Raw genomic sequence first — 17,559 nt, 5'->3', positions numbered from 1 at the left:
TGTAACTTTGCGACTTTGAAACTTAAAATTAAAATGAACATCAAGCTCATCGCCATAGGAAAGACCGACAACAAAGCACTGCAGCAGCTCATGGACGACTACATGAAGCGGCTGTCTTTCTATATAAAATTCGACCTTGAAATTATTCCCGACATTAAGAATGTAAAGAACCTTAGCGAAGCCCAGCAAAAAGAAAAGGAAGGCGAACTCATATTGTCGAAGCTCTCCCCTGCCGACCAGCTTATCCTTTTGGATGAGAATGGGAAGTCGTTCAGCAGCATAGGCTTTTCAGAAGAATTACAGAAGAAGATGAACTCGGGAATAAAGACATTGGTATTTGTGATCGGCGGGCCATACGGCTTCTCGCAGGAGGTGTATAATAAAGCACAAGGCAAGATTTCCTTATCAGCTATGACATTCTCCCATCAGATGGTACGCCTGTTTTTTATCGAACAGGTGTACCGGGCATTTACGATATTGAGGAATGAGCCTTATCATCATCAGTAACCATTTCAGATTTTTGATTTCAGATTTCAGATTTCAGATTGAGCTACACTCATACTTAGTAATGGTATAGAAGTTTCGTCAGCAAGAGTGAAGCTAAATCTGACCCGAGGGCAAAGCCCGAACAGGCGAAGCAAATCTACATTCTGAAATCTGAAATATTTTTACCGTTTCTTTCGCTTCCTTAACATCGTGTACACGAAGTATATTCGCTCCTTTACTTAAAGCAATAGTATTCAATACCGTAGTACCATTCAGCGCTTCCTGCGGGGTGGTGCCAAGTAGTTTGTAGATCATTGACTTGCGTGACATTCCTGCGAGTACTGGTAAGCCTGCTATTTTAAAAAGCTCCATTTTACTGAGCACTTCATAATTTTGCTGAAGTGTTTTGGCAAACCCGAATCCCGGGTCGATTACAATATCGTTGATGCCAAAGGTTCTTGCAGTGTTGATCCTTTCGGCAAAATAGGACAGCATTTCTTTTACTATGTCGTCATACTGCGTCAGCTTTACCATGGTTTGCGGCGTGCCACGCATGTGCATCATGATGTATGGGACTTTTAGCTGCCCGACAGTCTCCAGCATTTTATCATCGAGCATCCCGGCAGAGATATCGTTTATTATTGCCGCGCCGCTCTCCACGCAGGCTTTGGCTACAACCGCACGAAAAGTATCTATAGAAATAAGCGTAGCAGGGAAATGCTTCCGTATCAATTCAACCACAGGCACTATCCGTTGTAGCTCTTCGGTTTGACTAACGAATTCGGCATTGGGTTTGGACGAGTAGGCACCGATGTCAATGAAGTCGGCACCTTCTGCAAGCATTTTCTCAGCGTGGTTCAGCAATTTCGCTTCGTCTTTATACTTTCCGCCATCAAAAAAAGAGTCGGGTGTAACATTGAGGATGCCCATTACTTTGGGTTTTGACAAATCGACCAGCGTGCCTTTACAGTTGATAAACATGGTTATTCTTTTTTAAAACCGCCCTTGCCTTTGGGGGTCTTTTTTAGTACATTTGAAAAAATTAAAATACAAAGATACTACTTAAATGAGTTCTACCTCCCGGGAATATGACAGCGTGATTGCAGTTTGCAGGCAGCTATACATCAATAAAATGAAAGATTACGGAAGTGCCTGGCGCATACTAAGGCTGCCGTCGCTTACCGACCAGATTTTTATTAAGGCACAACGCATCCGCAGCCTGCAGGAAAACGAGGTACGCAAAATTGATGAGGACGAAACCGGGGAATTTATTGGTATTATCAACTACTCCATCATGGCATTGATACAGCTCGATAAGGGTGTTGCCGACCAGCCCGACCTTGAAGTAGAAGAAGCAACAAGGCTGTATGACGAGAAAGTACTCCTTACCAAAACACTGATGGAAGCCAAGAACCACGATTATGGCGAGGCGTGGCGCGACATGCGGGTGAGTTCGCTAACCGACCTGATCCTGCAAAAACTCCTCCGTGTAAAACAAATTGAAGACAATAAAGGAAAAACCCTGGTATCTGAAGGCATTGATGCCAATTACCAGGACATGATAAATTATGCAGTATTCGCACTGATACTGGAAAAAAAATTGTAACACCTTACAAAAAAGAACTAATGAAGATAATAACAAATATTTGCCGGATTCTTGTCGGGGTACTATTCATCATTTCAGGGCTTATCAAGCTCAATGACCCTATAGGATTCTCTTTTAAGCTTGAAGAATATTTTAGCGCGAATGTGCTGAACCTTGAATTTTTGGTACCTTATGCACTCGCACTGGCGGTAGTCATTGTTATTTTTGAAGCGGTGCTGGGCGTAATGCTGCTCGTAGGATACAAGAAAAAGTTCACGCTATGGAGCCTGCTCATCATGATCGTTTTCTTTACGTTCCTCACGTTCTATTCGGCTTATTTTAACAAAGTAACCGATTGCGGATGTTTTGGTGATGCGCTTAAACTAACACCATGGCAGTCCTTTACAAAAGATGTTGTGCTGCTGGCGCTTATCCTTATCCTGTTCTTCAACAAGAAGCACATCAAACGCCTGTTTGGAAAAGTAGCCGTAAATGTGGTCGTTTATGCGAGCCTGGCTTTATGTATCCTTTTCGGTTATTATGTACTGAACCATCTGCCGGCTATTGATTTCAGGACGTATAAAGTGGGGACTAATATTAAGGAAGGTATGAGCGTACCGGAAGGCGCTCCTAAGTCGGAATATGAAATTGTTTTCCTTTATAAAGTGAATGGTGTTGAAAAAGAATTCACTGATAAGGAGCTTGATAAGATACCAGCAAATGCGGAATATATAGACCGTAAAGAAAAAGTTATCGTTGAAGGCTATGTACCGCCAATACATGATTTTACGATAGAAAAAGACGGAGAAGACTATACTGATTCGGTACTGGAGCAGCCAAAGCTCATTATGTTGATCTCTTACGACCTCACAAAAGCCAGCGATGACGGCCTGGCACAATTGGAAAAATTCTCTAAAGATGCACAGGATAAAGGCTATATGGTGATAGGCGTGACAGCTTCCGACACTACTGTTATCGAGCAGAAGAAAAAACAATTCGGGCTGACGTTCGATTATTATTTCTGTGATTCCACTACCCTCAAAACCATTGAAAGGGCTAACCCAAGTATCGTAATCCTTGAAAACGGTACCATAAAACAAAAGGCGCACTGGAAAGATATTGAATATATTCCGTTAAATTAATTATTTCAGATTGTAGATTTCAGATTTCAGATTGAGCTTCACTCATGCTGAATAACTTTTAGTATCCTTTTTAAGGGTAAGAGTGGAATCTAAAATCTGAAATCTAAAATCTGAAATCCATTGGTAAAATACTTTATATACAAAACAGGATATGCACTGCTCACGCTTTTTGGTGTGGTTACGGTTATATTCTTTTTGTTTACGGTATTGCCGGGCGATCCTGCGCGGATGATGCTCGACCAGAACGAGAACTCAGAGCAGCTGGCCATTATCAAGAAAAAATACGGGTTCGACCAACCGGTTTCCACACAGTATTTTTATTACCTGAACGACCTTTCCCCCATTTCCTTCCACAGTACGACTGAAGGCGATTATACTTTTTTATCCGAAGGGAAATATACTACCGCGAAGCTGTTTACCATAGGTAATACAACTACAGTGATCAAAGCACCATACCTTCGTGAAAGTTTCCAGAAAAGCGGTAAGAAGGTGACACAGGTAATAGGTGATACTTTGCCTAATACCGTTGTACTGGCTTTCTTTGCAATAATTATCGCCATTGTTGTCGGGATATTTTTCGGTATCGTTTCGGCGTTGTATAAAGACACATGGATAGACCGCACTATTGCATTGGTGAGTACGCTGGGCATGAGCCTCCCCTCCTTTTTTGCGGCCATCCTTTTTGCATGGCTGTTTGGGTTCCTGCTGCATAAATATACACATCTTGACATGACCGGAAGCCTTTATGAAGTTGACGATTTTGGCGAAGGGTCGTATATTAAATGGAAAAATATTATACTACCGTCCATTGTGTTGGGTATACGTCCGCTAGGCGTAGTGATACAGCTCATGCGCAACTCACTGCTTGAGGTTATGGGTCAGGATTACATCCGCACCGCAAGGGCAAAAGGCCTTAGTGAGGTACGCATCATTCGTAAGCATGCCTTGAAAAATGCGCTCAACCCTGTGGTTACTGCCATATCGGGATGGTTTGCCTCGATGCTCGCAGGGGCAGTTTTTGTAGAATACATTTTTGGGTGGAACGGCCTTGGCAAGGAAGTTGTAGAAGCACTTAACACGCTCGACCTGCCTGTTATTATGGGATCAGTGCTGGTCATTGCGGCAACATTCGTTATCATCAATATACTTGTTGACCTAATCTATGCGTGGCTCGACCCTAAGATCAGACTGGGGTAATTTTTTAGAACTATGAAGAAAGCGCTATTTATACTATTATCTTTAATCAGCGCGCTTTCACTAGCGGCCCAGGAACTTAATCCACTTGCCAATACCGTTTACAAATTCGGGGACAAAAAAGCGGTTACTGCAAAGAACACCACTTCCGAATGCAGCCTCCAACACATACTCTTTAATGCTGACAGCACTTTCTATTCTACTACCCGCTGCAACCGCATTGAAACCCTCGCATCCGGAAGGTATGTATTAAACAAAGAGACACTCGTGCTATCATTTGCTAATACTGTAGTTTTAAAATCGTTTGACACTGGCCTTGGACACAATATATACACAGATACATTGGTTAAGCCATCAACACTAACCGTAAAAGCTTTCACTAAAAAGAAACAGCTGCAATTTAAAGACAGTCAAAACCTGCTTATACCTTCTGGTGAAAATTATGATAACCAACTGGCCGGCATAACAGAGGATAACCGCATCGTTCGCCTTGACAGAGCTACAAAAAGCAATATTACTGTTTTTGAGGGTACCGATTTTTCTGCTAAGTATGACAGCATTATTATACAACGCGGGCTGGACAAGTTAAACGGAGAAATGGCCCTCGACTATTTTGACGAGGAAAATAAGATATCCGGTTCGATTAACGGCGGCTATTATGAAGGAAATGTGCACTACTCTCCTGACGGGCTTTTTAAGATATTTGTATTCACTGGTGATAGCTGCGGGGCGCATTGCAGCAATATTTTCGAGTCGTATGTCCAATTCGCTTCAGGGAAAGTGTCTGACGATGTAGGTTTTGCTGATATTCTTTCGCTTGAAAAATATGATAAGGACACTTATATTTCAATAGATTCCAGCTGGTCAGGCGGAACTATTGGAGGCAATACCCTGTCTTTAAGTTTGTTTTCCATTGAAAATAATAGCCTTACCTTTCATCCCCTGATTTATGCTGCTGAGGCTGAACCCGCCCTGCAAAGGTTCGTTGATTACCAGCAGCCGCAGTTCTCGATATTCAGTCCGTGGTGGGCATCCGATCTTGGAAAAATAGAATATGACAGCGCCCTGCATAAAGTGAACTACAGTTATATGGATTCGGGTTCCGACCCGGAATCGCTGGCAAAATATATCCCGGAAGACAAGTTGCATTTCAAGTCAGATGAAGGGCTTTTGGTAACGGGTGAGTTTACGATTGAAAATGGGGAGCTTACTGATTTTAAGGAAGTATACAAAATTCAGAAGGTGCCCTCGGGTGAATAAAAACTTACCGCTGAATGGCGAAAGCAAAAACACACGAGCCTCTGCCCTTTAGCCCCGGGCGAAGCGGCATCCTGCCTGAGGCACGAAAGGCAGATGTAGCGCAGCACGGGACGGCGTGTAGCAATAAGCGAATAGATTACTGCTACTAACTATAACGAAATAGCTGCGGATCATTCATAATTTACCCTAAAAAACAGAAGGTATCGCATAATTGTTTCAGGCAGTTGTTGTAAATTTGATATTCTTAATCCAAAAAAATGAAAAAATTACTCTTGCTGCCACTTATACTTTTCGGGATGATAGGCTGTACCGAAGCGCAGGAAACCTCTTTTTCCAAGGAAGCGCTTAATGCAAAAATGTCGGGACTGGACGGAAAAGAAATCGCTTTTAAAGATATACTTGCGCAATACAAAGGAAAAACCATAGTGATAGACGTATGGGCCTCGTGGTGTCCGGACTGCGTGAAAGGCATGCCTAAAGTGCACGCCCTGCAAAAGCAATTCCCTGATGCGGTTTACTTGTTCCTGTCCTATGACCGTGCAGATGATGCCTGGAAAAAAGGCATCGAAAAACATGGGATACAAAAATACCATCACTACCACGCCGGAACCAGTATGAAGCAGGGTGATTTCGCACCCGCAATAAAACTCGACTGGATACCTCGCTACATGTTGGTAGATAAAAACGGGAAGATTGCCCTGTTTAAAGCTATTGAAGCCGATGACGAAAAACTTATTGCTACTTTAAAAAACCTTAAATAATGAGAAAAAAGATCGTTGCAGGAAACTGGAAGATGAATAACGACAGTGCCCAGACCGAAGTGCTTATAGCGGAATTACTGGCTAAAAAACCGGAAAATACCATTGCTAAAATTGTTATCGCCCCAAGTTTTATAAACCTGCAGGCTGCCGTTGAGCAAACTCACGGAACCAGCATTATTGTTGCAGCACAAAACATGCACCAGGCTGAAAGCGGCGCGTATACCGGTGAAGTATCTGTAGGGATGCTGAAAAGCATTAATGTAAATACCGTTATTTTAGGCCACTCGGAAAGAAGGGCTTACTTTGGCGAAACTAACGCGCTTCTTGCCCAAAAGGTAAATACGGCATTGGCACACAACCTTACTATTATTTTCTGTTTTGGCGAAGAGTTGGCCGACAGGCAGTCGGGCAATCATTTTGCGGTGGTAGAATCGCAGCTGAAAGAAGGCTTGTTCCACATCAGCGAAAGCGAATGGGGAAGCGTCGTACTGGCCTACGAACCGGTCTGGGCTATAGGAACAGGCGAAACCGCTTCACCGGAACAGGCACAGGAAATGCACGCGTTTATCCGCACCCTGCTTCGCAACAACATTGGCAACAAGATCGCAGAAGAAACTTCTATATTATACGGCGGAAGTGTTAAGCCTGACAATGCAAACGAGATATTCTCCAAGCCGGATGTTGATGGAGGACTTATTGGTGGTGCATCGCTTAAGGCGAATGATTTCCTTGAGATCGTGAATGGGATATAGGCCTCACCCCGGCCCTCTCCAAAGGAGAGGGAGGAGCTTCACTCAGATGGATATTGAATTTTACTAACAATAGTCTTTAAATAGAAATGGCAACTCAAATGAGTTGCCATTTTTTTAATATCCATACCTGCCTGCTGGTGGCATTTCATATTGTATACCCTGCTCCCTGAAAAAATCACAAACCGATGTCCATACTTTTTCATTGTGGAAGATTGGGACATCAATCGTGTAATTATCGGTCCTGGCAGTTCCCCGGCACTCAAAGCAAAAATCAAGGCCATAGCAAACACCATCCTTAAATATAAAGATAGCGTGGTGCGGAACAAAACACGATGCCCTGTCGTATTCTTCGGTTTTGCCCGACACTAACAGCTTATAAAGCTGATCCGATCTATGTTTATCTAACGTTACTACTTCCTTTACTATGGCATAGTTGGGTTTGTTTCCCGGAAAAATTTTCCTGTAAGCGATAGTACCGGTTTTCTTATTCATAAGATCCAAATCTTCATGGCTCACTATCTGTATTGAATCAGCACTAATAAATTTCTGCCTGAAGGAATCAATATCCTGCGCCTCTCCTGTAAAAGGGAAAAGCAGAATTATAAAGACAATCCATAGGGAATATTTCATCTATTATTTGCTCTCCTTAAGTACCATATCAATAGTGATAGCGCCAGCCAGTATGATCATTTTATTCTTTTTATCGGAATAATCAGGGTTGATCATTACGTTGTATTTATCGGCGGAAGTGAATATCTCCCTTGCTGCCCCGGCCCATTTTTTAGAGATGGCGCCAATCTGCATCTCACGGGCATCCTTAATTACAAAGTTCCATGCTTTCCAGTCGCCCGATATACGGCCAACCACATTTTCCGCCATATCAGTTATTGTGAAGGTAGGCTTGAACAACTTGAACTTCTGCTTAATGTTGCCTACAGGCAGGCCATTCCCATCCTGGATCACAATTTTTGACATAAAGAATGTCCATCCTCTCGAAATGGTAGCTTCCAGGCCGTTGTTGGCATTGCGTATCTCAAGGTGGAAAGGCAGCATCGCTTTGTTTAAGAATAAGCGCAGCACTTTTTGTCCGCCGCTTAACTTTTGCTTGATGGCGCCAATGTTTTCGCCTTTATCATTATAAAGCGTATAGGCATTTTCGAATTTTAAGAAATTTACTTTCTCGTCAATAAAATAGCTGTTAGAATCAAAAAAATTAGTGTTCATATACTTTGTTGGTTAAGTTTTTACTCAGGCTCTTCGGATAATGTCCCGCTTTTTACAGTGGTAACGGCATCTACTTTCAGTTACATAGGGCGCAAACATACTAAATATTAAGGTTTTATTAACAGATTAACAATTAAAAAACATAAATCATCTTCATGGTAACAGTTCCTTGGCGTTGCGATAATACCAGCATAAAATACAACACGGACTTTTGTGCCTTACTTAAACAACTACAACCAATGTTACACAACTACACAAAAAAAGGGTTGTTGTTATTTGCGATTTGCATGATAACACACTTGTCGGGAGCACAGACCCTGCTCCATTACTGGAATTTTAATGACGGTGCCACAGCAACGGAAGTTACTACCGCCACATCAACTGTAGGCGGTGCATCTCTAACTGCGATTGCAGGCGGAACAAGCGTTATCGAGGTTCCCGGTACAGGCCAGAATTTTAACGTACAAAACCTGAATGCCCAAAACGGCGATCCTTCAGGCAACCATTTGCGTTTGAACAACCCTATTGGCGGTGCGTTGATTTTTGCATTGCCTACTACAGGTTATGAAAACCTTATCGTGAGGTTTGCTACCCGTCGTTCGGCCCAGGGAGCGGCAAACCAATTATGGTCGTACTCTACAGACGGGACAACGTTTGTTGCTTTTACCACCATCAACCCCATCAGTGGTGACCCGGCTTTGGCAACACTTGATTTCTCTGAAATCGCAGCCGCTGATAACAACGCGAACTTTAAACTGAAAGTAGAATTCGCCCAAGGCGCAGGTGGTGTAGAAGGCAACAACCGCTTTGACAACTTTACGGCACACGGTACCGAAATCGCAGAACCTGTCCTAATACACTACTGGAACTTTAACGCAGGGACTACTATACCGGATGTTTTGGCAGTAACAGAAACCATTGTTGGAGGTTCTTCTATTGTTGCAATTGCCGGCGGAACAAGCGCTATTGAGGTTCCCGGAACAGGCCAGAATTTTAATGTATTGAACCTGAATGCCCAAAATGGCGATCCAGCAGGCAACCATTTGCGTTTCAATAACCCTATAGGTGGTGCGCTTGTATTTACAGTGCCTACTACAGGATATGAAAATATCATTGTAAAATTTGCTACCCGCCGTTCGGCACAGGGCGCAGAAAACCAGTTGTGGTCGTATTCTACGGATGGGACAAATTATACTGCTTTCACAACCATCCACCCTATTAGTGGCGACCCGGCTTTGGCTACGCTTGATTTTTCGGATATTGCTGCCGCAGATAACAACCCTAACTTTAAATTGAAGGTAGAATTTACACAAGGTGCAGGCGGCGTGGAAGGCAATAACCGCTTTGACAACTTTACCGTACATGCCGAAGCTATGGAAGGTACAGAAGATACCACGGCTCCAACCGTTGTGATTGCCCCTGCTGCTAATGGTGTAAACATTACAACGGGTATAAACCCAACCATCACATTCAATGAAAATGTAAGGCTTGTTAATGATTCTCCTATTAATAATACTAATGTTGATGCGCTTGTTGAATTAAGGCTTACCAATGCAACAGGTACAGTAGTTCCCTTCGATGCTACTTTTGCTGATAACACGATAACTATCATTCCAACTACGGCACTGCTAAACAGCCAGCAATATTACGTTGCGCTTTTAGAGAATACTATAGAAGACATGAGTGATAACGCGATAGCAACGGTACAATCATCGTCTTTTACAACTATTGCAACGCAGACAGCTATTGGCGCAGGTGATATGGTTTTTGTAGGATACAGGATGAATGCCACAGGAGCAGAAGACCAGGTAGCGCTTCTTACATTTGTAGATATTGCACCGGGAACATTCATCAACCTTACCGATTCAAAATATACTACCAATGCACAGCCACAATGCCCTAACGGAATTGTATGGACCGCCACAAGCTGCGTGCCTGCCGGAACAGTAATAACCATCCAGACCGAAGGGCTTGTTGCCAATACAGGTACCGTAGCCGGAAGTGGTTTTGGCCTAAGCTCCAGCGGTGACCAGGTAATTGTTTACACAGGTACTGCTGCTTCACCGAATTATATTACAGCGCTTTCATCTAACGGATGGGTGGCTGCGAATACAAGCTGCAGCGGAAGCAGCTCTATGCTTCCTGCCGCACTTACAGATGTTACAAGCGCCCTTAACACAAGCACGGCACCGGGTAACGTTACAGGAAATACCGTAAACGCTTTCTACAGTGGAGTGCAAACAGGTACGCCTGCTGTACTAAGGACTGCTATACTAAACCCTGCCAACTGGACAGGTGTTGCCGCTGCTACTGCCCCGCAAACATGGCCGGCATGGACTTTCCCAAGCTCACCAAATGTACAGACCGCCACTGTTGTGAACAGTACTACGATACAACTGGTTTTCAACAACGAGCTTGATGCGGTTTCGGCTGCAGCCAATGCCAACTATACCGGGATTACCGGCCTTGGAACTGCGGTAGCTGCGGGAAACACGGTGACATTAACCTACACTACCCCGTTTGCATCGAATACGGCTTATGCTCTTACAGTAAACAATATCGAAGATGAGAACGGCCTTACTATGGCATGTGCTTATACTTTCAACTTCACCTATTCAACTACCGTTTCATTTGCAGATGATTTTATCGTAGTAAATGAAGATGCGGGTACACTTGATTTTGTGATCAACCTTGCCAGCCCTGCGGCAGGTTCGGTAAACCTTGTGGTAAAAGCCGCACCGTTCAGCACAGCTGACAGCATCGACTTTACCCTTGCAACACAGACGCTGACTTTTACAGGTACAAGCGCGCTTACGCAAACCATCAGCATCCCGATTATCGACGATACAACAGAAGAGCAACAAGCTGAATATTTTGTACTAAGCCTTGAAAACCCTGTTGGTTTGACGATTACAGGCGAAACACTTGCAACGATCTATATTAAGGATAATGACCGCCTTGCCCCGGTGCCTAACCAGGATATACAGCTGGAATACGTTACAAGCTTTGACCCATCGGGTGTAAACGAGAGTACTTGCGAAATTGTGGTATATGACCCGGCAAGCAAAAAATTATTCTCTACAAGCGCCATAGAAGACAGGCTGGATATCATAAACTTTGCCAACCCTGAAGCGCCGGTGACGATCAGTTCGATAGATATGTCGGTTTATGGCGGCGTGACAAGCGTTGCGGTTAAGAACGGTATTGTTGCCGTAGCTTCACCAAATGCTGAGGAACACCTTGACGGTAAAGTGGTATTCTTCAACACATCGGGTACTTTCCTTAAGCAGGTAACTGTTGGTGCACTTCCTGACAATATTTCTTTTACACCGGACGGTACAAAAGTTCTTACCGCTAATGAAGGCCAGCCGAACAGCGATTACAGCATAGACCCGGAAGGTTCTGTGAGCATCATTGATATATCGGGCGGTATAGATGCCCTTACACAGGATGATGTGACTACATTGCTGTTTACCGCATATAATTCACAGGAGGCGGCGCTTATCGCTTCGGGCGTAAGGAAACTGAAGCTTACAAGCACAATGTCGCAAGACTTTGAGCCGGAATACATTTCAACCAGTGCCGATTCGCAAAAGGCATGGGTTACACTTCAGGAAAACAACGCAATTGCAGAGATAAACCTTAGTAACAACACCATTACTGATGTTTGGGCATTGGGTACCAAAGACATGAGCCTGCCCGGCAATGGTTTTGATATCTCGGATAATAATAACGAAGTACTGATTGCCAACTGGCCGATACAGTCGTATTTTATACCTGATGGCGTTGCTACTTACAATGTGGGCGGAACCAACTATATCATCACTGCTAACGAAGGTGACGAAAAAGAATATACAGGCTTTGAAGAAAGGACAACCATCGGTGCCGGAAGTTACCTGCTTGACGCAGCTACTTACCCACAGGCGGCAATGCTTAAAAAGAGTTACAATGCCGGAAGGATGAGGGTAACCAACCTTAACGGTAACACCGATGCTGATGCCGAATTTGAGCAGATCTACAGCGTGGGTACACGTTCATTCTCTATCTTCAATGCCGATACGCAAACAATTGCTTATGACAGTGGTGACGATTTTGAGATGTACACCTCAGCAGCCCTGCCAACATTATTTAATGCCGATAGTGAAAGCAACACACCAAAGTCAAGGAGCCGTGCCAAAGGCCCTGAGCCGGAAGGTGTAACAACAGCTACTATAATGGACAGGACATTTGCGTTCATTGGCCTTGAGCGTATTGGTGGGATAATGGTATACGATGTAACCAACCCTAATAATGTACAATTTGTGGATTATAAAAACAGCAGGAGCGTATCGGCTTATGAAGGCGACCACGGCCCTGAAGGCATCATCTACATTAACGGTACCGATAGCCCTGACAGCAAGCCTTATGTTATTGTAGCAAATGAGATCAGCGGAACGCTTACCATATTTGAAATAAATACTGAAAATCTTAGTACTGGGGAATTCAATAACAGCCCGAAAGCTTTCAGTGTGTTCCCTAATCCGTCGGTTGGCGGCATTGCTTACTTCAACCGCGCTGCCGATATTGAAGTATACGATTACAGCGGCAAGCTGATCCTTTCACAAAAACAGGCGCTTACTATAGACACCTCAAAAATGGCTTCCGGTATTTACCTAATTAAAACCGCTGAAGGCATTACACGGAAATTACTCGTTGAATAGTTGTTTACTTTTTAATTTTTTTTATCCTGCCTCCCAAAAGAGGCAGGATTTTTTTGTTAAAACTTCTTACATTAGCCCCTAAAACCACACCTATGAATCCTGTTTCCATTTTTTGGCTTTTACTCGCACTATCTTTTATATGCTACAAGCTTAAGCGGAAAAAAATGTCACAGGTACTTACAGCAACCGCATTGATCTTTCTTTTCCTCTTTTCTGTTACACCGCTTCCAATATGGATGGTACGGCAACTGGAACAGCATTATGTCCCATATAACCCCACCGGCAATAATGAGCACATGCCGATATTGATTTTGGGAGGGGGCCATACAAACGATCCCTCCATGAACTATATACACCGCCTTTCCCCTCCTGCCCTGTCGCGGCTGGTAGAAGGTGTACGGCTTTACCAACGCTATCCCGGCAGTAAAATCATTTTATCTGGTTATTCTGAATCGGGCAAAACACCCAGTGCTGTGATAATGGCGCGTTCGGCGCTTTCGTTGGGTGTAGCGGCACAGGACACCATGATGATGGTAAAACCGGCGACCACCTGGCAAGAGGCGCTTTGCTTTAAGAAACGCTTTGGTACGGAAAAGGAATTTATTTTAGTAACCAGCGCATCACACATGCCACGGGCAGTGGAGGCGTTCCGTAAACTGGGCCTGAAGCCTGTTCCCGCCCCTGCCAACTATCTGATACAAAAAGAACCCGATAGCGGCCTGTACCCATGGAAGCCTTCGTCCATGAATTTTACGTATACTGAAACAGCGTTTCATGAATATGTGGGGAGATTATATTACAGGTGGTTTAAGGAGGAGTAAGTTTCAGGTACAGGGTTGGGGTTCAAGTTGTGCATCAATCCTATTCTTTTATTCCGTACACAATACCCATTTTACCGAAAAAATGCTTTAATACATCAAAACGGCCCTCACATGCTGTAGCTTTAGAATAATTATTTATACCGTTAGGGTCCGGCCAGAATGCGGTATTTTGGCACTCAAAACATATCTCAAAGCAGCATATTATAGTATCATTCGCATCGAAAAACAACACCGAATTGCGTGGAAAATAACACATAGTACCGACCGCAGAAAATTTTCCTGGTTGCTTCTCCATAGTATAATTGCACAAAATATTGCTTATTTCGTTTTTCCCGTTGACATCCAGTTCTTTTTCTTCAGTAATAAAATAAACCCTTGTTCGTTCTGAACCTTCAAGTTTAAATTCATATTTCCCAATAATTTTGGGATTGATTACTTTAGCCTCATCCAGCGTAAGCTCATCAGTTAGTTCTGCGTCGGGGTTTTGCAAAACATGATTAGAATAAGAAACAAGTACAGCCTTTTTAGTTTTATTAAAAGGAAACATTTTATTGCGCTGTTCTACCGTTTTTTTTCCATAATAGCCGCATTTGTATTCCTGCGAGAAGCCGGCAAGGCTTATAAAGCAAATAAGTATAGTAATAATGTTTTTCATACCGGCTAAAATAAAAATTCCTCCATTATATAACGGAGGAATTAGTATAAATAATATGCTGTAGCAGATTATATTCCCGCCACCGCTTTTATCTCATCGATGATCCTTACAGCCAGCGCATCTGCTTTATCCTGCGTTTGGGCTTCGGTATAGATTCTGATGATCGGCTCGGTATTCGATTTTCTAAGGTGTACCCACTCTTCAGCAAAATCGATCTTCACGCCATCTATGGTCGAGATCTGCTCATTGCTGTATTTCGCAGCCATGCCTTCAAGTATCGCATCTACATCGATCTGCGGGGTAAGCTCGATCTTATTTTTGCTCATGTAGTATTGCGGGTACGAAGCCCTCAATGCAGCTACAGAGGTGATATTGTTTTCGGCCAAATAGGTAAGGAACAAGGCCACACCTACGAGCGAGTCGCGCCCGTAATGTAATTCAGGGTAAATGATACCGCCGTTGCCTTCTCCACCGATGATAGCATTGTTCTTCTTCATTAGTTCCACAACATTCACCTCGCCTACAGCGCTGGCTTCATAATTGCCGCCATGCTTTTGGGCAATATCACGAAGTGCGCGTGACGATGACATATTGCTCACCGCATTGCCCGGCGTTTTACTCAGCACATAATCGGCGCAGGCCACAAGCGTATATTCTTCGCCGAACATCTCGCCGTCTTCGGATATAAAGGCAAGGCGGTCTACATCCGGGTCAACCACGATACCGAAGTGCGCTTTTTCCTTAACCACAAGCTCACAGATATCGCCAAGGTGTTCCTTCAGCGGCTCCGGGTTGTGCGGGAAATGGCCATTCGGCTCGCAGTATAATTTGACAACCTCCACTCCCATTTGCTCCAGCAGTTTCGGGATGATAATGCCTCCTGATGAGTTCACGCCATCTACCACTACTTTGAAGCCTGCCTTTTTAACCAGCTCAGCATCAACAAGCGGCAGGTTCAGTACCTCATCGATATGGATATCCATGTAAGCATCATTAACGGTGATTTCGCCAAGGCTGTCCACATCCGAAAAATCGAATGCTTCATTTTCGGCAATGTCAAGTATTTTTGCGCCATCAGCTCCGCTAAGGAATTCGCCTTTTTCATTAAGCAATTTCAGTGCGTTCCATTGTTTTGGATTATGGCTCGCAGTGAGAATGATTCCCCCATCGGCTTTTTCAAGCGGCACGGCAACTTCAACAGTAGGCGTTGTAGAAAGTCCAAGGTCGATGATATCGATGCCAAGCCCAACAAGCGTATTTACCACGAGGTTTTGTATCATAGGGCCCGAAATACGTGCATCGCGGCCTATTACAACAGTCAGTTTTTCCTTGCCGGCATGGCCTTTAAGCCACGTCCCGTATGCCGAAGCGAATTTTACGGCATCAACAGGTGTAAGGTTATCGCCTGTCTTTCCGCCTATAGTTCCGCGGATGCCTGAAATAGATTTAATTAAGGTCATTTTGGTTGATTTTTTGGTGAGGCAAATATAAGGATTTTAACATTTGCCTCAAGATTTAAGACGGGAGATTTTGCCGCCTTAAAAGTAATGCCTAAATTCGGGATATGAATTTCCTCGCGCACATATACCTTTCGGGTGAAAACGACCTTATAAAGATAGGCAACTTTATTGCAGACGGCATTCACGGGAAGCCGGACGATTTTCCGCCGGATGTGCGAAAGGGTATTATCGTTCATCGTGCCATTGATACGTACACCGATGCCCACCCGATTTTCCGCCAGGGCACCAAGCGGCTGCATGCGGCTTACCATCATTATGCAGGCGTGATCATGGATATTTTTTACGACCATTTCCTGGCGAAGAACTGGAAGGAATACAGCACAGAACCACTACATAAATTTACAGCCGCTTTTTACAAGTCGCTTGAAGATAATTACGACATCCTTACCGAACGTGCAAAAGGCATGATGCCGCACATGATACAATATGACTGGCTCGGAAGCTATGCCACGACCGAAGGCATTGCCAGGATACTTACCCAGATGGACCACCGTACCAAAAACAGTTCAGGCATGGGGAAATCCATTAAAGAATTGCTTGAATTTTATGATGATTACGAAAAGGAATTCAGGGAATTCTTTATTGATATGCAGCATCATGTAAAAGAAAAACTTGCCGAATTTTAAAAAGGCGCTGATGACGCTCCTATTATCCTGTGTTTACTATAGAGAAACTATCTTGTAATTTATAGGCTGAAGCTACGTATCTGTGTGGTTAAAATTAAACATTAGAATGGACTTTATACACGATCTTTCTTTGGCGTATGCCGAAAACGCCTCACCGGAAAATGCCGGCCCGATGGAGAAATACATGAAAAACCTTTTTGTTTTTCATGGCCTGAAAGCTGACCTTCGGCGCTCGCTCCACAAAGGCGCTGCCGAAAAACATAAATCAGAAATTAAAGAAAACGCACGTAAAATAGCCATTGAACTTTATAGCAAAAAACAACGGGAATACCATTACAGCGCCATCGAGATCCTGATGAAAGAGCTTAAAAAGAATTTTGTAAAAGACGATAGTATCCTGATTGAAAAACTACTGATTACGCATTCCTGGTGGGACAGTGTAGATACCATTTCCAAATACCTGTTAGGGGAATACCTCAGGCAGTATCCTGAAGAAACCGGAAAAGTTATAGAACGGTTTTCATCTTCAGGCAATATGTGGCTCAACCGCGCCGCCATTCTTTTCCAGCTTGGGTATAAAAAGGATACGGATACGGAACTACTTTTCGGCGAATGCAAAAAGCACAGGGATTCCAAAGAATTTTTTATACAAAAAGCTATTGGCTGGGCATTACGGGAATATACAAAGACCAATCCCGAAGCCGTAAAAAAGTTTGTTGCAACAGCCAATTTAAAGCCATTGAGCACCCGGGAAGCATTAAAAAATAGCTAATTCGCTTTAGTGTTTTTAATAAATGGAGTATCTTAGCAGATATCCAAAAACTAATCTTACT

At 43.6% G+C, this 17,559-nt stretch carries 17 protein-coding genes; 12 read left to right on the top strand and 5 right to left on the bottom strand.

Annotated features, from left to right (window positions below; genetic code table 11):
• Positions 1 to 33 precede the first annotated feature (33 nt).
• Positions 34 to 507: a 23S rRNA (pseudouridine(1915)-N(3))-methyltransferase RlmH gene (gene rlmH / locus AAEO56_RS08475; RefSeq protein WP_341696608.1), complete on the top strand. Its 474-nt coding sequence runs from the start codon at positions 34 to 36 to the stop codon at positions 505 to 507.
• Between the two features lie 93 nt (positions 508 to 600).
• On the opposite strand, the gene folP is transcribed toward rlmH, so the two are convergent.
• Complete coding sequence (gene folP / locus AAEO56_RS08470) at positions 601 to 1,467, bottom strand: dihydropteroate synthase (protein WP_341696607.1); 867 nt, start codon at positions 1,465 to 1,467, stop codon at positions 601 to 603.
• 85 nt (positions 1,468 to 1,552) lie between these two features.
• Here folP and AAEO56_RS08465 point away from each other — a divergent pair, with 85 nt between their 5' ends.
• The 7 genes from AAEO56_RS08465 to tpiA all read left to right on the top strand — a co-directional run bounded on the left by AAEO56_RS08465 (position 1,553) and on the right by tpiA (position 7,180).
• On the top strand, positions 1,553 to 2,092 hold the full coding sequence (locus tag AAEO56_RS08465) for a DUF1599 domain-containing protein (protein WP_341696606.1): 540 nt from the start codon (positions 1,553 to 1,555) through the stop codon (positions 2,090 to 2,092).
• Between the two features lie 20 nt (positions 2,093 to 2,112).
• Positions 2,113 to 3,213 carry a BT_3928 family protein gene (locus AAEO56_RS08460; RefSeq protein ID WP_341696605.1) on the top strand — a complete coding sequence of 367 codons (1,101 nt, stop codon included), beginning with the start codon at positions 2,113 to 2,115 and terminating at the stop codon, positions 3,211 to 3,213.
• Between the two features lie 120 nt (positions 3,214 to 3,333).
• The gene (locus AAEO56_RS08455; protein ID WP_341696604.1) at positions 3,334 to 4,410 is read left to right on the top strand and encodes an ABC transporter permease; all 1,077 of its coding nucleotides are present in this window, start codon (positions 3,334 to 3,336) and stop codon (positions 4,408 to 4,410) included.
• 12 nt (positions 4,411 to 4,422) lie between these two features.
• Complete coding sequence (locus AAEO56_RS08450; RefSeq protein WP_341696603.1) at positions 4,423 to 5,667, top strand: hypothetical protein; 1,245 nt, start codon at positions 4,423 to 4,425, stop codon at positions 5,665 to 5,667.
• A gap of 14 nt (positions 5,668 to 5,681) precedes the next feature.
• Positions 5,682 to 5,816: a hypothetical protein gene (locus tag AAEO56_RS08445; protein ID WP_341696602.1), complete on the top strand. Its 135-nt coding sequence runs from the start codon at positions 5,682 to 5,684 to the stop codon at positions 5,814 to 5,816.
• A gap of 108 nt (positions 5,817 to 5,924) precedes the next feature.
• Entirely contained in the window at positions 5,925 to 6,428 is a 504-nt protein-coding gene (locus AAEO56_RS08440; RefSeq protein WP_341696601.1) for a TlpA family protein disulfide reductase, read from the top strand.
• Positions 6,428 to 7,180, top strand: a complete 753-nt coding sequence (gene tpiA / locus AAEO56_RS08435) for a triose-phosphate isomerase (protein ID WP_341696600.1) — start codon at positions 6,428 to 6,430, stop codon at positions 7,178 to 7,180. Before AAEO56_RS08440 ends, tpiA begins: the two co-directional genes overlap by 1 nt.
• A gap of 114 nt (positions 7,181 to 7,294) precedes the next feature.
• On the opposite strand, the gene AAEO56_RS08430 is transcribed toward tpiA, so the two are convergent.
• Both AAEO56_RS08430 and AAEO56_RS08425 read right to left on the bottom strand, forming a co-directional pair.
• On the bottom strand, positions 7,295 to 7,810 hold the full coding sequence (locus tag AAEO56_RS08430; protein WP_341696599.1) for a hypothetical protein: 516 nt from the start codon (positions 7,808 to 7,810) through the stop codon (positions 7,295 to 7,297).
• A 3-nt stretch (positions 7,811 to 7,813) separates the two neighbouring features.
• The gene (locus AAEO56_RS08425; protein ID WP_341696598.1) at positions 7,814 to 8,404 is read right to left on the bottom strand and encodes an LURP-one-related/scramblase family protein; all 591 of its coding nucleotides are present in this window, start codon (positions 8,402 to 8,404) and stop codon (positions 7,814 to 7,816) included.
• Positions 8,405 to 8,691: 287 nt separating this feature from the next.
• On the opposite strand from AAEO56_RS08425, the gene AAEO56_RS08420 reads away from it, so the two are divergent.
• Both AAEO56_RS08420 and AAEO56_RS08415 read left to right on the top strand, forming a co-directional pair.
• Positions 8,692 to 13,104 (top strand): choice-of-anchor I family protein, encoded by a 4,413-nt coding sequence (locus AAEO56_RS08420; RefSeq protein WP_341696597.1) that lies wholly within the window; start codon positions 8,692 to 8,694, stop codon positions 13,102 to 13,104.
• Positions 13,105 to 13,268: 164 nt separating this feature from the next.
• The gene (locus tag AAEO56_RS08415) at positions 13,269 to 13,925 is read left to right on the top strand and encodes a YdcF family protein (protein ID WP_341696596.1); all 657 of its coding nucleotides are present in this window, start codon (positions 13,269 to 13,271) and stop codon (positions 13,923 to 13,925) included.
• Between the two features lie 40 nt (positions 13,926 to 13,965).
• On the opposite strand, the gene AAEO56_RS08410 is transcribed toward AAEO56_RS08415, so the two are convergent.
• On the bottom strand, positions 13,966 to 14,580 hold the full coding sequence (locus AAEO56_RS08410; RefSeq protein WP_341696595.1) for a hypothetical protein: 615 nt from the start codon (positions 14,578 to 14,580) through the stop codon (positions 13,966 to 13,968).
• A 68-nt stretch (positions 14,581 to 14,648) separates the two neighbouring features.
• A complete protein-coding gene (gene glmM / locus AAEO56_RS08405) occupies positions 14,649 to 16,040 on the bottom strand; it encodes a phosphoglucosamine mutase (RefSeq protein ID WP_341696594.1) in 1,392 nt (463 codons plus the stop codon).
• A gap of 104 nt (positions 16,041 to 16,144) precedes the next feature.
• Between glmM and AAEO56_RS08400 the strand changes: the two genes are divergently transcribed.
• Complete coding sequence (locus AAEO56_RS08400; protein ID WP_341696593.1) at positions 16,145 to 16,726, top strand: acyl carrier protein phosphodiesterase; 582 nt, start codon at positions 16,145 to 16,147, stop codon at positions 16,724 to 16,726.
• A 106-nt stretch (positions 16,727 to 16,832) separates the two neighbouring features.
• Entirely contained in the window at positions 16,833 to 17,498 is a 666-nt protein-coding gene (locus AAEO56_RS08395; protein ID WP_341696592.1) for a DNA alkylation repair protein, read from the top strand.
• Positions 17,499 to 17,559: the final 61 nt, after the last annotated feature.

Origin of the sequence: Flavobacterium arundinis (assembly GCF_038289855.1) — a bacterium.
GTDB lineage: Bacteria > Bacteroidota > Bacteroidia > Flavobacteriales > Flavobacteriaceae > Flavobacterium > Flavobacterium arundinis.
The sequence above is the reverse complement of the archived record's forward strand: the minus strand, read 5'-3'. Positions and strand labels throughout refer to the sequence as shown.

Excerpts from the sequence above, each read along its gene's own strand:
- rlmH (WP_341696608.1), top strand. The coding sequence starts at position 34 with ATGAACATCAAGCTCATCGCCATAGGAAAGACCGACAACAAAGCACTG.
- folP (WP_341696607.1), bottom strand. The coding sequence starts at position 1,467 with ATGTTTATCAACTGTAAAGGCACGCTGGTCGATTTGTCAAAACCCAAA.
- AAEO56_RS08465 (WP_341696606.1), top strand. The coding sequence starts at position 1,553 with ATGAGTTCTACCTCCCGGGAATATGACAGCGTGATTGCAGTTTGCAGG.
- AAEO56_RS08460 (WP_341696605.1), top strand. The coding sequence starts at position 2,113 with ATGAAGATAATAACAAATATTTGCCGGATTCTTGTCGGGGTACTATTC.
- AAEO56_RS08450 (WP_341696603.1), top strand. The coding sequence starts at position 4,423 with ATGAAGAAAGCGCTATTTATACTATTATCTTTAATCAGCGCGCTTTCA.
- AAEO56_RS08445 (WP_341696602.1), top strand. The coding sequence starts at position 5,682 with ATGGCGAAAGCAAAAACACACGAGCCTCTGCCCTTTAGCCCCGGGCGA.
- AAEO56_RS08440 (WP_341696601.1), top strand. The coding sequence starts at position 5,925 with ATGAAAAAATTACTCTTGCTGCCACTTATACTTTTCGGGATGATAGGC.
- tpiA (WP_341696600.1), top strand. The coding sequence starts at position 6,428 with ATGAGAAAAAAGATCGTTGCAGGAAACTGGAAGATGAATAACGACAGT.
- AAEO56_RS08430 (WP_341696599.1), bottom strand. The coding sequence starts at position 7,810 with ATGAAATATTCCCTATGGATTGTCTTTATAATTCTGCTTTTCCCTTTT.
- AAEO56_RS08425 (WP_341696598.1), bottom strand. The coding sequence starts at position 8,404 with ATGAACACTAATTTTTTTGATTCTAACAGCTATTTTATTGACGAGAAA.
- AAEO56_RS08420 (WP_341696597.1), top strand. The coding sequence starts at position 8,692 with ATGATAACACACTTGTCGGGAGCACAGACCCTGCTCCATTACTGGAAT.
- AAEO56_RS08415 (WP_341696596.1), top strand. The coding sequence starts at position 13,269 with ATGTCACAGGTACTTACAGCAACCGCATTGATCTTTCTTTTCCTCTTT.
- AAEO56_RS08410 (WP_341696595.1), bottom strand. The coding sequence starts at position 14,580 with ATGAAAAACATTATTACTATACTTATTTGCTTTATAAGCCTTGCCGGC.
- glmM (WP_341696594.1), bottom strand. The coding sequence starts at position 16,040 with ATGACCTTAATTAAATCTATTTCAGGCATCCGCGGAACTATAGGCGGA.
- AAEO56_RS08400 (WP_341696593.1), top strand. The coding sequence starts at position 16,145 with ATGAATTTCCTCGCGCACATATACCTTTCGGGTGAAAACGACCTTATA.
- AAEO56_RS08395 (WP_341696592.1), top strand. The coding sequence starts at position 16,833 with ATGGACTTTATACACGATCTTTCTTTGGCGTATGCCGAAAACGCCTCA.